Source organism: Acinetobacter sp. GW821-FHT01C12 (assembly GCF_059422625.1).
In genome coordinates, this window is sequence record NZ_JBWKXD010000002.1 from 329681 (window position 1) to 344530 (window position 14850).

A 14850-nucleotide genomic window follows, 5' to 3' on the forward strand; every position below is an offset into this window, starting at 1 on the left:
GGACAAACAATGACTGAACAAATACAACTTCCGAATCAGAAATTCCCAACGACGACAGGTGAAATCAACCTCACTGAGCTCTCTAAAGATTGGTTAGTTTTATATTTTTATCCAAAAGATTCTACACCTGGCTGTACCACTCAAGCGGTTGGTTTCTCTTGTATAAAAGACCAATTTGACGCTTTAAATACCACCATCATTGGTGTATCTCGTGACTCTGTAAAAGCACATCAAAACTTTACGGAGAAGCAAGCATTGACCATTAATCTGATCAGTGACAAAGAAGAAGTATTATGTAAACACTTTGATGTGATTAAAGAAAAAAATATGTATGGTAAACAAGTGATGGGGATTGAGCGCTCAACATTTATTTATCATCAAGGCAAACTGGTTAAAGAGTATCGTAAAGTTAAAGCGGCTGGACATGCTGAACAAGTTTTAGAAGACTTAAAAGCACTACAAAAAGCTTAACTGCAAAAGTCCCTACTCGCTCTAAAGTTAACATGATTTTAAGCGTGTCAGGGACTAGAATCTTCTTATTGAAAACATCCTCAAGCCCGATATAGATTGTTCCCTCTTTCCACATTAAAAAAGATCATTACGCTGACTTGATCCAACAATACCAATCAAAGCAGCAAAGAGATTGCAATTCCCCACATAACCAATGCAATAATAAAATCTAATATTTGCCATGAACGTTGATTTTGAAAAACCGGGAGTAAAAAGCGTGCACCAAAACCTAAGCTAAAGAAGAATAACCACGATGCTGTTACTGCACCAATCGCAAAATAAAGCGCGGTAGCTTCAAACTTTGTCGATATAGAACCAATTAAAACCACTGTATCCAAATAAACATGTGGATTAAGCCAAGTTAAAGCTAAACAAATTAGAAGCATTTTCATCAGCTTGGATTCATTTTTTTCACTCGGTTTTAAACCTGTCGATGTTCTAAAAGCTTGTAGAAAATGTTGCGCCCCATAGATCAATAAAAACGTTGCTCCAAAATATTTTGCCCAATCGACAAACTCTGGATGCGTTTGAATGACTTTAGAAAATCCCAGTACACCCAATAAAATTAAAATCGAGTCAGATGCGGCACAGACCACGCAAACCCAAAATACATGTTGCTTCTTTAAACCTTGTTTGAGTACAAAAGCATTTTGAGCGCCAATTGCAATAATCAAGCTAAACCCAACAGCCAACCCCTGCATATAACTTTGCAACATTTTAAAACTACACTTTTAAAGTTTTGAATGGACTGTGCTATTATCCAAACTTATCTCTTTAAATGAGTATTTTTAAATTAATATTATCTTAGCTAAGTTTTTCTTAGTTACCAATAATGTGGCATTTTTAAAATAACTTATATCTTTATATAAAAAACGCCCAATTTTTTAGAGGATCAGCATGTTACAAAGTAAGCATAGTGAAGCATTTCTAGCGGTTGCCGAAACAGGTAGTTTTGAACAAGCTGCTATTCGTTTAAATATCACAGCATCAGCGGTGACGCTACGTTTACAAACTTTGGAAAAACAACTTGGTCAAGTGCTGATCATTCGAGAAAGACCATGTAAAGTTACTCAAGCAGGTCAGGAAGTGTTACTTTTCCTGCAACATCATCGCTTGATGGAACAAAATTTAATTCAGAATCTTCAAGGACAAAGTTCGCAATCACAATTTTTTAAATTAAATATCGCCACTAATGCCGATTCATTGGTGACATGGCTATTACCCACAATTCAACATACCTTACTCAAAGAAAAAATTGTTATAGATTTAAAAATTGATGATCAAACCCAAACCCACCACCTTCTTGAAGCGGGATTGGTCAATGCCTGTATCTCGACCGAATCAAAACCTATGAAAGGCTGTGAGGCGATTCATTTAGGTACAATGAGCTATAGGATGGTTGCTACACCGAATTTTATTCACACTTACTTTCAGCATGGTATTCAACGTGAAACGTTACGGCATATCCCTGCTGTTATTTTTAATGATAAAGACCATGTACATGCCGAAGTTTTACAACACGTTTTTGGCTTGATGCCAAGCAGCTATCCATGCCACTTTATTCCTTCTGCAACATCTTTTGTAGATGCGATTTTGCTCGATTTGGGTTATGGCATGGTACCTAAAATGCAAATTCAAAAAGAATTAGCAACAGGACAATTGCTTGAAATCATGCCCAAAGCAAGAACCGATTTACATCTATATTGGCATCATTGGAAACAACAATCTAAACAATTGGAAAAACTCACATTAGATTTAATTCGCAATACTCAGTCTATTCTGGATTAAGCTTTATAGAGCTACGACTCGTCCTAAATTAAAGTATCTTATTTTAATGCCTATAATGAAAAACTTTTAGAATAACCCAGCCACGATTTTCGCTATAAAGCAGTGTTAAAACATCATAGAAATACTTTGCTTCAATCACATACTTCAAGCTTAGAGCTGCCGTAGTTTTACTCAGTATTTATAAAACATACGGCATTGGATGTTTTTCCTAAAGAAGACCTTCAGCTTGCATGGCTTTTTGTACAGATGGATGTTGTTGCATTTGCACCATAAAAGCCTGTAAAGATTTCAAATGACTTAAGTCCAAATTAATCAATGTTGTCCAACGAGTCACAACAAATAAGTAAATCTCTGCAATGGTAAATCCTTGCCCCAACAGATTTTCCGAATCATGAATTTGCTCGTCGACCCATATATATTGTTTTAATAATTTCTCTTTAAAAATATTTTTACTCGTATCATCAAACCCTTTTTGAAAAAATGGTGCATACGATTTATGTAATTCCGAACTAATGTAGTTCATCCACTCCAATACTTTATAGCGCTTTAAATCACCAAATATAGGTAATAAATCACTACGTTTAGCAACCTCAGCCAAATACTGGCTAATGATCGCACCCTCACTCAAATGTAAGCCATCATCACTGATTAAAAATGGCACTTGACCTTTAGGGTTAATTTTCAAAAAATCCTGACCTTGTTCCGTCTGGTGATTTTTAAAAGAAACTTTCACTAAATTAAAATCTTGGTTAATTTCTTGTAATACGATATGAGGGGCAAGTGAACATGCACCCGCTGTGTAAAAAAGTTGCATCTACTTATTCCTTAAGTTGCTTTAACTTCATGCTATTCTTAACATCATGAACAATAAATACTCATAATATCAATTCAGTTATTACATGGTGTATATAATGAACACAACATTCAAACGAACAATGTTGAGTAGTGTTGAAATATTTTGTCTCGTTGCTGAACAACGAAGTTTTTCCAAGGCTGCCTATCAAGCTGGTTTGACACCCGCAGCGGTAAGTCGATCCATTGCTCGTTTAGAAGGTCGCTTAGGGATTCAACTGTTTAATCGAACAACACGCAATGTTCGTTTAACCCAAGCGGGTGAGGAATATTTTTTAGAATGTCAGCAGGCACTCAAACAAATTGCTGAAGTCGAATTAAGATTAAAAAATAAATCAGCTCAACCTTCTGGAACAATCAGGATGAGTTTACCAACACCTTTTGGTCACTTTAGAATTCTACCTCTCTTACCTAAATTTCAGCAGCTTTACCCTGAAATTAACTTGGATATACAGCTCACCAATAAAAATGTAGATTTCATTACCGAAGGTTTTGATCTTACTATTCGGGGGCGTAATGTACCTGAATCCAATTTAATCGCTCGTTGTTTAGAAAAAGCCGACTTACTGATTGTCGCCTCTCCTGAATACTTAAAGAAACATGGCACACCTACTGAGATTGCCGATTTACAATATCATCAATGTATTCAATTTATCTTACCCAGCACAGGAAAAGAAGTGCCTTGGTCGATGCTCATTGAAAATGAAGTTGTAGAGATTCAGACGCAAGGACACTTAAATTGCAGTGAAGATATTTTAGCCACCATTACCTTAGCTCAACATGGTGGAGGCCTATTGCAAACCTGCCGTTTTATTATTGAAAATGATTTAAAACAAGGAAAGCTGGTCGAAGTCCTACAACAATATTCAGGTACTCAACGACAATTTTCTCTACTTTATCCTAAGAATAAGTATGAACAGCGACACATCCGCTTATTCATTGATTTTTTAATTGAACATCTAAAATATTAGACTCAAAAAACAGGTTCGAAATAACGATGAAATTAAAAAATAACGCACCCTGCCCCTTTCTATCTCTGCTGTTTTCTATTGTGCTTTCCACTGCCCAGACACTTGGATATTCACTTTTTCTCCAACGCCACCCACAGCTTTTTTCATTCCGAAATCACTACGCTTTATGACTGTAGTAGAACTAAAATCCAGCAATTTTGGATTATTTAGATTGGGTTTAATTGTCGCATTAAAAGTTACAGGCTTAGTCACATCACGCAAGGTTAAATTACCTGAAATTAGATACTTATTATTAGCAAGCGGTTTAAATGCCGTACTTTTAAAAGAAGCGGAAGGATATTTAGCAGCATAGAATAAGTCTTCACCCATAATCATATTTTTCAAGGAAGATTTATTAATACTTAGGCTATTTACATCCATCACAAATTCAGTAGATGCATTTTGCGGAGCGCTCGTATCAAAATTAAGGGCAGAATTCACACGCTTAAATTGCCCTTTGACGATGTTCATACCCAATGAGTCGATATGAAATCCAACATCACTATTGGGTGTCAATGTCCAAGACGCGGCATAACTTGAAATCGAAATAACGAAGCTCCCCAATAAAGCTCCGTTTATAGCGACTGATTTAAACTGCATGCAATACTCCATTCATATTCTATATATTTCTATTCAGTGTATTGCAATGCACACAAAAAACATTAAAGATTTGATTTGTCTTGCGTTTGGTATTTGTACTTTAATTGTTGGTAAATTTCCGTTTTTTGAAATTTCTCTAAAAACTCCGCTGTGCCCAAAGGAAATTCGACCTGATAAATTTCACCACGATAATACGCTTCACGTAACGGGGTCGCAGAGATAGAGCCGACTAAACTATCCAGTTCAACCATTTGCCATTCTGGAAATAGTTTTAAGTAATAAGATGAATCATCTTTAAAATGACCAATTAAACCAATCTTATCGGTCTCTAAAACTGTAGCATTGACCAAGGACTTAACCAGCTCTACCCATTTAGTATCATTATAAACATCAATAACATGTACAAATTTGATTCGTTTTTGATCCGCTTCAGAAAAATTAGACAAAATCATTTGTTCCCGTTCTGATGCCAGAAAAGGATTTTTAGTATTCCGTTCATTTTGCGCAGAACCCAAAGCCAAAATTACATATTGGCTTTGTTGTAATGCAATTTTAATAGTTTGCATATGCGCGAGATGAAAGGGCTGAAAACGTCCAATATAAACAAGATAATCAAATTTATAAGTCATAAAAGTAATTTTTTATGAACTCATCAGTTGCAACAGAATTTCAAATATGCGACATAATGAGGGCATAAAATCCAATTAAATTTTAAAGCAAGGATAGTACGATGACACTTAGTTGTATTCAACAGCCACATCAACATTTAAACGCAAATTTAGAGAATGGTGTACTGACTTTAGCAATTAATCGACCAGAAGCAAAAAATGCACTGTATGGCGAATTGTATCTATGGATTGCAAAAGCATTAGATGAAGCTGATCAAGATCGTGATGCTCGTGTGGTGATCTTACGTGGTGCAGATGCTGACTTTAGTGCGGGTAATGATATGAAAGACTTTATGGCTTTCATTCAACAACCATTTGAAGGTAAAGAGGGTGATGGCCCTCCATTTGTATTATTAAAATCTGCTGCACGTTTATCTAAACCATTGATCTGTGCAGTACGTGGTGTAGCGATTGGGATCGGAGTAACAATACTTTTACATGCTGACCTCGTTTATGCAGACAATACTGCCCTGTTCCAAATTCCATTTGTCAGCTTAGGACTTTCTCCAGAGGGTGCTTCAAGCAAACTCTTAATTCAACAAGCGGGATATCATAAAGCGGCTGAATTGCTGTTAACTGCACAAAAATTTAACAGTGGAAAAGCACTCAATGCTGGCTTAATCAATAGTATTGAAGACGATGTATATGGTCACGCTTTGCATCAAGCACAAACCCTTGCAGCACTTCCATTGGCTTCAATCAAACAAACCAAAGCGTTAATGAAGCATAATCTTGAAGAGATTATTCAATGCGTGGATGATGAAGCGGTGATCTTTATGCAACGCGTTAAATCACCTGAAATGGCTGAAGCCGTTGCCGCATTTATGCAAAAGCGTAAGCCAAACTTCTCTCAATTTAATTAATTGAGAGAATCTGATCAAAGCCACTGCATGACTAATATTCAGTGGCTTTGCTCATTTTGCATCCAATAAAACTGTTCATTTAATTATGGGTAAAGATCATGTCACAAGATACAACGACCAAGAAGCGCTATTACGAACCCGCTCCACAAGATATCGATATTGAAAATTTCCGTAAAGTCATAGAAAGTCGTCGCTCAGTACGTAAATACACTGAAAAGCAAATTCCTGCCGATGTTTTAGATGCTTGTTTAGATTTGGCTTTATTGGCACCAAACTCATCAAATCTTCAGCCTTGGACATTCTATGTGGTTCAGTCTCAAGCGAAAAAGAAACAATTAGTCAAAGCTTGTTTAAGCCAATTATCAGCAAAAACAGCCGCAGAACTGATTGTATGTGTGGCACGTATTGACCGTATTGATGAAATGGCAAAAAACAATTTAACCCATTTCCCGATGCCTGAAGCGCCAAGAGCAGTAAAACAATATTATAAATTTATCGCATATAACTATAAAACTGGTTATCTGAATGCTTTAGGTAACTTTAAAAAAGTGGCTTTTAAAGTTGCACGCACTTTAGATAAACAACTCCCTGTTACTGCGTTTAACCCAGCTGATGCAAAGCTTTGGGCCAGTAAAACGACAGCCTTGGCTTGTGAAAACTTGGTATTGGCTCTACGTGCTTATGGTTTTGACAGTTGCATGATGGAAGGTTTTGATGAACCCTTAGTTCGTAAGATCCTTAATCTAGGTGATAAAGAATTTCCAGTCATGGTGATTAGTGCCGGTGAACGTGCTGAAGATGGCGTATTCTTCCCACAATACCGTTTTGATCGTGATTTGTTTATTCAAAAAGTTTAATTTTAGCTTATAAATTCCTCCTCTCTGTTCAAAAGAGGGTTGAGATTTTTAAACTATTATTCAATATCAATCATTTGAATAAACTCAAAAGCAGGTTCTTCATAAGGATGACTTGCTTTTAAAGCGATTGCCACTTGTTTGGCCTTGTGTTCAGGAACGATGGTTTCCACTCGCCATTCAGGCAATTGCTCTAAATGATCTAACTCACCAATAAAAGGCTTTGCACCGCTTAACGGTTTAAATTGCCCTGTTCCTAACACTTGCCAAGCGCAATGTTCATAATCACCAATACCGCCTGCTCCTGCTTTAAAAATTGCAAGTTTAGTTGCTTCAAGGTGTGATTCTGGAACATAGTAGATCAATTTAAGCATTTATTTTATGTTCAAAAACTCGATTATAGCTTTGTTCGCATTTACTTTTATTTATTTTTTATTTGGTTTTCGTTAGAAAAAAGCTATGTAACGTTAGCTCAATTCATAAGATTTAAACAGAACTGTAGATTTTATAAGCTTGATCAGATTACAAAAAAAAGAGCGCCTAAGCGCTCTTCTTATTTCTCTAAAAATTACTCGTCAGATTCAGTATTATCAGACTCAGTTTCACCTTCATCCATAACAGTTTCATCATCAACTAATTTTTCAGAATCAATTAAATTCTCTGAATCTAAAGCAGTCTCGCCTTCGATCGCGTCTAACTGATCGATAATCTCATCATCAGCTTCTACAGCTTCAACCGCAACCACACCGACCAAGACTTCTTCATTACCTAAGCGGATCAAACGGACACCTTGGGCATTACGACCAGTTCGCGCTACTTCAGAAGCACGGGTACGAACCAGTGTTCCACCATCAGAAATCAACATCAATTCTTTAGATTCATCGATGGCAACAGCGCCCACTAACTCACCATTACGTTCAGATGTTTTAATGGCAATAACACCTTTACCACCACGTTTTTTGGTTGGGAAGTCATCTACTGGTGTACGTTTACCATAACCATTTGCAGAAGCACATAACACTTCGCCAGTTTCTGGTACAACAACTAACGAAACGATTCGGCTAACCACATTGGTATTTGAATCTGCAGTATCTTCATCATCTGAATCTACTTCAATTTCAACATCTTCTTCTGTTTGTGCTGCAGCCAATGCCACACGCATACCACGAACACCTTTCGCAGTACGCCCCATCACACGAGCATCAGTTTCAGAGAAACGGATTGCTTTACCTTCATTTGAGAACAACATAATTTGCTGTTCACCATCAGTAATTGCAACACCAATTAAAGTATCTTCTTCTTTCAACTCAATGGCACGTAAACCATTTGAACGAACATTACCAAACTGCTCTAATTCAACACGTTTTACTGTACCTGATGCTGTTGCCATAAATACATAGAAGTTTTTACGCACACTTTCTACACGTTCAGCAAATTCAGCAATTAATTCATCATCAAGATCAGAAGCAGAAAGCTCAATACCAATTTCTTTGAGTTGCTTACGTAAAGCATCTGATAAGTCATCTGGATTTTCACCAAGCTCTGCAAACGCAGCTTTTAGTGCTTCGTAATGTGAGTCGATAATTGTGTTTTCACGCAGTTGAGCAACGTTGGCACGGACAAAAGTTCTAAACTCAGTTAAACGCTCAGTAAATTTCTTCGGAGCATCAATTACAGGAAGAATCGCTGTAATGGTCTCTTCTGCATCCAATGGTAATAAGTTCACCATTGGGCGGCCTTTTGCACCACGTGACGCTTGAGGTACTTCAAATACTCTTAAGCGATAAACTTTACCTACATTGGTAAAGCACAGAACAGTTGCATGGTTCGATGTCACGATTAAATGTTGAATATAATCATCTTCTTTCATCGAGGTTGCAGATTTACCACGTCCACCACGGCGCTGAGCAGCATAATCAGACAATGGTTGAGTTTTTGCATAACCTGTTTTTGAAACAGTTAAAACAACTTGCTCTTCTGGAATCAAATCTTCACGAGAGAAATCAATACGTGATTCAACAATGTCCGTTTTACGTGCATCGCCATACTGTTGAAGAACCAATGCAAGTTCTTCACGGATCACATTCATCAAAAGATTGAAGTCATTTAAAATTGCTGTAAGTTCAGCAATTTGAGCTAAAATTTCAGAATATTCAGCTTGTAACTTATCTTGTTCAAGACCGGTTAAACGATGTAAACGTAATTCTAAAATTGCACCAACCTGAGCTGGAGATAAACGATAAAGCTGACCATCTAAACCAAATGGGCGACTTGGATCTTCACCTTCAATCTCATCCGGGCGAACTGAAATTGCACCCGCTTTTTCTAGCAATGCAACAACATTTCCACCCGCCCATTCGCCAGCAAGTAAACGCTCACGTGCTTCAGCTGGATTCGCAGAACTCTTAATGGTTTCGATGATTTCATCAATATTGGCTAAAGCAACAGTCAAACCTTCTAAGATATGACCACGCTCACGCGCTTTCCGTAATTCAAACATGGTACGGCGTGTCACTACTTCTTGACGGTGACGAATAAATGCCGCAATGATGTCTTTTAAATTCATCAGTTTAGGTTGGCCATTGTCTAGGCAAACCATGTTGATACTGAATGAATTTTCAAGTTGAGTATTTAAAAATAAGTTATTGACAATAACTTCAGCGTTTTCACCACGCTTTAAGTCAATTGCAATACGCATCCCATCTTTATCAGATTCGTCTCGAAGTTCTGAAATACCTTCAAGTTTTTTCTCTTTGACCAATTCAGCAATACGTTCAATGGTTCTTGCTTTATTGACCTGATAAGGAATTTCAGTGAAAACAATCGTCGTACGACCAGTTTTTTGGTCTTCTTCAAAATGGTATTTACCACGAATATGCAAACGACCTTTACCTGTACGGTAAGCATCTACAATTCCTGATTTACCATAGATAATGCCGCCTGTAGGGAAATCTGGACCAGAAATATATTCCATCAATCCTTCAATTGAGATGTTCGGATTATTTGCATAAGCCAAACATGCATTAACTACTTCTGTCATGTTGTGTGGCGCCATGTTGGTCGCCATACCGACAGCAATACCTGTCACACCATTGATCAATAAGTTAGGAATACGTGTTGGCATAACCTGAGGAATACGCTCAGAGCCATCGTAGTTATCTTCCCACTCAACTGTATCTTTTTCTAAGTCAGCCAACATTTCATGGGTGAGCTTACGCATACGGACTTCGGTATAACGCATTGCTGCTGCGCTGTCACCATCGACAGAACCAAAGTTACCCTGACCATCAACCAATTGATAACGTAGACTAAAATCTTGAGCCATACGAACAATTGTTTCATAAACAGCTGAATCACCATGTGGGTGATATTTACCGATTACGTCACCAACAACACGTGCAGATTTTTTATAGGCTTTGTTATAGTCGTTGCCTAACTCGTGCATAGCGAACAGCACACGACGATGAACAGGTTTTAAACCATCTCTCACGTCTGGTAATGCACGAGATACAATAACACTCATGGCATAATCGAGATATGAGCTTTTTAGTTCATCCTCAATGGCAATCGGTCTAATTTCCGATACGCTCATGCATACTCCTTATTACAAACAGTGCAAGCAGCAACTGCTCATTTATATAATCTAGCTAGTCAAAATTTAGCTCAAAAAGCGTTGAGCCAAAATCTAAAATTCAGTCGCACAGTATAGCATAAAACCAAGCGATTTTGTGCCTATCCGACCACACTATAATCATGATTTTTTGTAGTATTTTTAAACAATTTTAACGATTTATTGACAATAAAAAATCGCCTGATTGGGCGCTCAATTAAGCATCGCTAAATTTATAAATGATTGGGTATTTTTATCTCAAAACCTGACCTATTTTTATCTATCCAATCATACTCAATGGTGTGCTTCATTCACTATTTTTGCGATGTTTATCAGTAAAAAATCAATCACATCAAACAGGTTTGTATCGGATCGATTAAAACAACTCAAACATGAAAATTGCCATATAAAATCCGATATGGCAAAAAATATGAGAAAGTGATACTAAGTCCACCCCACTGATCAAAAAAATCTAAACACTTCCAAATATAGAGTGTTGTAAATTTCTATAATTTATATGGATCTGCCTGAAGCAATTCACAGTGTTGCAGCAAATCATCACTGATTGCTACGCGATAACACTGCCAATCACCAATTTGATTATTTTCCTGCTGTGGAACCATATATATTCGACTTGCAGGCGCATCAGTGAATTTACCCACTAAAATCCCTTGCTGTGTGATTTCAATTTGTTCAAAAATAAAATCACTAAACTGGGTCTGTTCAAACTTTTCAATATCTTTTAGGCTCGTCGCAAAACGATGCTTGGCATCATAATACTGTGCTAAGCGTGCTTGATAAGCTTGCATATCAAAATAACGTGCTTGGTATTCATTAGACACCACCTCTTCGCTTGCGGGTAGTGCTTCTTCTGTTGTCGCGGCCTCATCTTGATTGGATGACCCAATAACAGACATTACGATAGGAATAACTACACTTGAAATAACCCCAAGCACTGCGGGACCAAACATAAATACAGCTAAAAGTATCCAGACAATTTTAAAATTTTTCTTTTTAGGCTGATTTTGCGACTCTCTTTGAGTATTTGCGACTCTCTGCTGCCATGATTCAAGTAACGCACTCGCCTTATCACCTACAGAAGCATGCTGATTGCTCTCAGTTTCATTGTTCGGCGGAGTCTGACGAGATTTTATATTATGCGTGGGATTTGACTGCTCTTGCTTATTTTCACGACGTACAGAAAACTCAACATTGCTATTGCCTGTTAAATTGTTGGTCTGTTTAACCTGTTTTAAACGAGTACCACAAATACCACATTTCATGGCTTCATTGATATTCTCAGCGTAACATTTAGGACACTTCATATTTATAGCTGTTCTAGGTGAGATGATAAGGAATTGAGCAACAATGGAAAAGCGCAAGGATTTAAAACGATAGAATCAGCCAGTCTAACGCGCCAACAAGTATAGAATTAAAAGAATGGTCAAGAGACACTACAGGATTAAATACAATGTTATGCCTGTAACAGCTGATTTACACTGGAATTTTCTGTATATCGCCAGTATACGATGGAAAATTTAATTGTGTTTATACTTTGATCTTATCGGGTTTAAAATTGGACTTCAAGGTATTTATCCACTGATTCTCTCTTGTTCTTTTCGCCAAAGCATTGATCTCGTTACATCAATTACTTATTGATAAAATAATCACTCAAGATACAGCATCTTAAACATAAAAATTAAGATCAGAAAAAATGAAAATAGCATTTTTGATCACTATTTTTATTTTATGACAGCTTATGTTTAAAACCACTTTTATAAATCAAAAAAAGATCGTGTAGCGCGAATCATATGAGTTTTGCAAGGTTACTAACCCGTATGGGAAAAACGACGATAAAAGAGCTTTTAAGTTGAATAACGCTATAAAAAGGACTGATGAGAGAAGCTACTCAGAGTTTCTTTATTCGAATAGAGAATAACCCACTTATTAGAATAGTGAATAAACCACCATCACGACTTTATTTATCCGTGCACACCATCCATCTACGTATTCAATAAATTTCTAAAATAAAAAAACGCACTTAGGAAATCCTAAGCGCGTTTTTTGAAACTTAATTCGAGAATTAAAGTTTAGAAACTAATTCAGGAACAACAGTATTCAAATCACCAACTAACCAGTAGTCAGCTACAGCATTGATTGGTGCTTCTTCATCTTTGTTGATTGCAACAATCACTTTAGAATCTTTCATACCTGCCAAATGCTGGATCGCACCAGAAATACCTACAGCGATGTAGAGATCAGGCGCAACGATTTTACCAGTTTGACCAACTTGCATATCGTTAGGAACGAAGCCAGCATCAACCGCAGCACGTGAAGCACCTTGAGCAGCACTAAGCTTGTCAGCAAGTGGATCAAGTACTTTATGATAGTTCTCACCAGAACCAACACCACGACCACCCGATACAACGATACGCGCAGCAGTTAATTCAGGACGTTCTGATTTCACAATTTCTTCAGAAATGAACTTAGAAATACCTGCATCACCTGTAGAAGCTGCAGATTCAACTGCAGCAGAACCGCCTTCAGCAGCAACAGGATCAAAAGCTGTACCACGTACAGTTGCAAGAACAATTGCTTCGTCAGATTGAACTGTAGCAATTGCATTACCTGCATAAATTGGACGTTTGAAAGTTTTAGGACCTTCAACAGCAATGATGTCAGTAATCATGCTTGAGTCTAAAAGTGCAGCAGCGCGTGGCAAGATATTCTTACCTGTAGTTGTTGAAGCAGCAAGGATATGTGAATAACCTTTACCTAATTCAGCAACAAGTTTCGCTACATTTTCAGCCAATTGGTTTGCATAAGCTGCATCATCAGCAAGCAAAACTTTGCTTACACCAGCAACTTTCGCAGCAGCATCTGCAACTGCTTGAGCACCAGAACCTGCAACCAATACAGTGATATCACCACCGATTTTTTGAGCCGCAGCAACAACGTTTAAAGTTGCACCGTTAAGTGTCTTATTGTCGTGCTCAGCGATAACTAAAATACTCATGATTTTATCCTTCTGTATTAGATCACTTTCGCTTCATTTTTAAGTTTTTCAACAAGCTCGTCTACAGACTTCACTTGTACACCAGCTTTACGCTCTGCAGGTGGTTCAACTTTAACTGTTTTAAGTTTAGAAGTTGCTGTAACACCGAAATCTGCAGGAGTTTTCGTATCAAGTGGCTTTTTACGTGCTTTCATAATGTTTGGAAGCGCAGCATAACGTGGCTCATTCAAACGTAAGTCAGTGGTGATGATCGCTGGAGTATTTAACTCAACAGTTTGTAAACCACCATCAACTTCACGAGTTACTTGAACTTTATCGCCATTTACAGTTACTACAGAAGCAAATGTACCTTGACCAGCGCCAAGTAAAGCACCCAACATTTGACCAACTTGGTTAGAGTCATCATCAATTGCTTGCTTACCTAAAAGCACAAGTTGTGGTTGTTCTTGTTCAACAACAGCTTTTAGGATTTTAGCAACTTCTAAAGCGCCAAGTTGACTGTCATCAGCCTCAACTAAAATACCGCGGTCTGCACCAAGCGCCATAGCAGAACGAATTTGTTCTTGCGCTTCTTTTGGTCCAATAGAAACAACAACGATTTCTGAAACTGTTCCTTTTTCTTTTAAGCGAACCGCTTCTTCAACTGCGATTTCATCGAATGGGTTAATTGACATTTTAACGTTAGTAAGGTCTACCCCACTATTGTCCGGTTTAACGCGAACTTTAACGTTGGCATCAACCACACGTTTTACAGCAACAAGAGCCTTCATGTAATCCTCGGCTGTTTTAGCAAAAGTAAATGTTAAGAAGAGTTATAATAACGCTTCATTTAAAATTATTTAGGTGTCCTATCTTGCAATGTGATTGGCATTTCGGTCAAGTCACAATTCGCAAAACTGCTGTAAAAAGTCATAAAAAAGCTTGAACGTACAGTTCACATTTTTTCTAAATATTTTAACTTAGACACGTAAGGCTACTATTTCGACAATATTTATATATTGATAAATAACATTATTTGTATAGATTCTGTATAAATAATCAAAAGAATTAAGATAAATTATCAATCAATCAAAGGGATG

General features: G+C 37.3%; 14 protein-coding genes. 5 read left to right on the plus strand and 9 right to left on the minus strand.

Annotation, left to right across the window (positions count from 1 at the left end):
• Window positions 1–9: 9 nt before the first annotated feature.
• Window positions 10–471: a peroxiredoxin gene (locus AC07WY_RS07130; protein ID WP_494736050.1), complete on the plus strand. Its 462-nt coding sequence runs from the start codon at window positions 10–12 to the stop codon at window positions 469–471.
• Between the two features lie 155 nt (window positions 472–626).
• On the opposite strand, the gene AC07WY_RS07135 is transcribed toward AC07WY_RS07130, so the two are convergent.
• A complete protein-coding gene (locus AC07WY_RS07135; protein ID WP_262086595.1) occupies window positions 627–1226 on the minus strand; it encodes a LysE/ArgO family amino acid transporter in 600 nt (199 codons plus the stop codon).
• Between the two features lie 181 nt (window positions 1227–1407).
• Here AC07WY_RS07135 and AC07WY_RS07140 point away from each other — a divergent pair, with 181 nt between their 5' ends.
• Window positions 1408–2298, plus strand: a complete 891-nt coding sequence (locus AC07WY_RS07140; protein ID WP_262086596.1) for a LysR family transcriptional regulator ArgP — start codon at window positions 1408–1410, stop codon at window positions 2296–2298.
• 208 nt (window positions 2299–2506) lie between these two features.
• Here AC07WY_RS07140 and gstA read toward each other — a convergent pair whose 3' ends face one another.
• Window positions 2507–3112, minus strand: a complete 606-nt coding sequence (gene gstA / locus AC07WY_RS07145) for a glutathione transferase GstA (protein ID WP_494736051.1) — start codon at window positions 3110–3112, stop codon at window positions 2507–2509.
• 97 nt (window positions 3113–3209) lie between these two features.
• On the opposite strand from gstA, the gene AC07WY_RS07150 reads away from it, so the two are divergent.
• Complete coding sequence (locus AC07WY_RS07150; RefSeq protein ID WP_494736052.1) at window positions 3210–4121, plus strand: LysR family transcriptional regulator; 912 nt, start codon at window positions 3210–3212, stop codon at window positions 4119–4121.
• Window positions 4122–4196: 75 nt separating this feature from the next.
• Here AC07WY_RS07150 and AC07WY_RS07155 read toward each other — a convergent pair whose 3' ends face one another.
• Both AC07WY_RS07155 and AC07WY_RS07160 read right to left on the minus strand, forming a co-directional pair.
• Window positions 4197–4760, minus strand: coding sequence for a YceI family protein (locus AC07WY_RS07155; RefSeq protein ID WP_494736053.1), 564 nt, complete (start codon window positions 4758–4760; stop codon window positions 4197–4199).
• A gap of 62 nt (window positions 4761–4822) precedes the next feature.
• Window positions 4823–5389, minus strand: coding sequence for a nicotinate-nicotinamide nucleotide adenylyltransferase (locus tag AC07WY_RS07160; RefSeq protein WP_034612542.1), 567 nt, complete (start codon window positions 5387–5389; stop codon window positions 4823–4825).
• Between the two features lie 101 nt (window positions 5390–5490).
• On the opposite strand from AC07WY_RS07160, the gene AC07WY_RS07165 reads away from it, so the two are divergent.
• Together AC07WY_RS07165 and AC07WY_RS07170 are read left to right on the plus strand one after the other, a co-directional pair.
• Complete coding sequence (locus AC07WY_RS07165; protein ID WP_494736054.1) at window positions 5491–6291, plus strand: enoyl-CoA hydratase-related protein; 801 nt, start codon at window positions 5491–5493, stop codon at window positions 6289–6291.
• A gap of 98 nt (window positions 6292–6389) precedes the next feature.
• Complete coding sequence (locus AC07WY_RS07170; protein WP_004717220.1) at window positions 6390–7148, plus strand: nitroreductase family protein; 759 nt, start codon at window positions 6390–6392, stop codon at window positions 7146–7148.
• 56 nt (window positions 7149–7204) lie between these two features.
• On the opposite strand, the gene AC07WY_RS07175 is transcribed toward AC07WY_RS07170, so the two are convergent.
• The 5 genes from AC07WY_RS07175 to AC07WY_RS07195 all read right to left on the minus strand — a co-directional run bounded on the left by AC07WY_RS07175 (window position 7205) and on the right by AC07WY_RS07195 (window position 14541).
• Complete coding sequence (locus AC07WY_RS07175) at window positions 7205–7519, minus strand: YqfO family protein (protein ID WP_419335403.1); 315 nt, start codon at window positions 7517–7519, stop codon at window positions 7205–7207.
• A 194-nt stretch (window positions 7520–7713) separates the two neighbouring features.
• Window positions 7714–10737, minus strand: a complete 3024-nt coding sequence (gyrA, locus tag AC07WY_RS07180; RefSeq protein ID WP_494736055.1) for a DNA gyrase subunit A — start codon at window positions 10735–10737, stop codon at window positions 7714–7716.
• 524 nt (window positions 10738–11261) lie between these two features.
• Window positions 11262–12080, minus strand: coding sequence for a zinc ribbon domain-containing protein (locus tag AC07WY_RS07185; RefSeq protein ID WP_494736056.1), 819 nt, complete (start codon window positions 12078–12080; stop codon window positions 11262–11264).
• Window positions 12081–12838: 758 nt separating this feature from the next.
• The gene (locus AC07WY_RS07190) at window positions 12839–13771 is read right to left on the minus strand and encodes an FAD-binding protein (RefSeq protein WP_004717227.1); all 933 of its coding nucleotides are present in this window, start codon (window positions 13769–13771) and stop codon (window positions 12839–12841) included.
• Window positions 13772–13788: 17 nt separating this feature from the next.
• Window positions 13789–14541, minus strand: coding sequence for an electron transfer flavoprotein subunit beta/FixA family protein (locus tag AC07WY_RS07195; RefSeq protein ID WP_004823176.1), 753 nt, complete (start codon window positions 14539–14541; stop codon window positions 13789–13791).
• Between the last annotated feature and the right edge of the window lie 309 nt (window positions 14542–14850).

Bases quoted from the DNA above. Each gene is read 5' to 3' on its own strand.
- AC07WY_RS07130 (WP_494736050.1), top strand. From the start codon at position 10: ATGACTGAACAAATACAACTTCCGAATCAGAAATTCCCAACGACGACA.
- AC07WY_RS07135 (WP_262086595.1), bottom strand. From the start codon at position 1,226: ATGTTGCAAAGTTATATGCAGGGGTTGGCTGTTGGGTTTAGCTTGATT.
- AC07WY_RS07140 (WP_262086596.1), top strand. From the start codon at position 1,408: ATGTTACAAAGTAAGCATAGTGAAGCATTTCTAGCGGTTGCCGAAACA.
- gstA (WP_494736051.1), bottom strand. From the start codon at position 3,112: ATGCAACTTTTTTACACAGCGGGTGCATGTTCACTTGCCCCTCATATC.
- AC07WY_RS07150 (WP_494736052.1), top strand. From the start codon at position 3,210: ATGAACACAACATTCAAACGAACAATGTTGAGTAGTGTTGAAATATTT.
- AC07WY_RS07155 (WP_494736053.1), bottom strand. From the start codon at position 4,760: ATGCAGTTTAAATCAGTCGCTATAAACGGAGCTTTATTGGGGAGCTTC.
- AC07WY_RS07160 (WP_034612542.1), bottom strand. From the start codon at position 5,389: ATGACTTATAAATTTGATTATCTTGTTTATATTGGACGTTTTCAGCCC.
- AC07WY_RS07165 (WP_494736054.1), top strand. From the start codon at position 5,491: ATGACACTTAGTTGTATTCAACAGCCACATCAACATTTAAACGCAAAT.
- AC07WY_RS07170 (WP_004717220.1), top strand. From the start codon at position 6,390: ATGTCACAAGATACAACGACCAAGAAGCGCTATTACGAACCCGCTCCA.
- AC07WY_RS07175 (WP_419335403.1), bottom strand. From the start codon at position 7,519: ATGCTTAAATTGATCTACTATGTTCCAGAATCACACCTTGAAGCAACT.
- gyrA (WP_494736055.1), bottom strand. From the start codon at position 10,737: ATGAGCGTATCGGAAATTAGACCGATTGCCATTGAGGATGAACTAAAA.
- AC07WY_RS07185 (WP_494736056.1), bottom strand. From the start codon at position 12,080: ATGAAGTGTCCTAAATGTTACGCTGAGAATATCAATGAAGCCATGAAA.
- AC07WY_RS07190 (WP_004717227.1), bottom strand. From the start codon at position 13,771: ATGAGTATTTTAGTTATCGCTGAGCACGACAATAAGACACTTAACGGT.
- AC07WY_RS07195 (WP_004823176.1), bottom strand. From the start codon at position 14,541: ATGAAGGCTCTTGTTGCTGTAAAACGTGTGGTTGATGCCAACGTTAAA.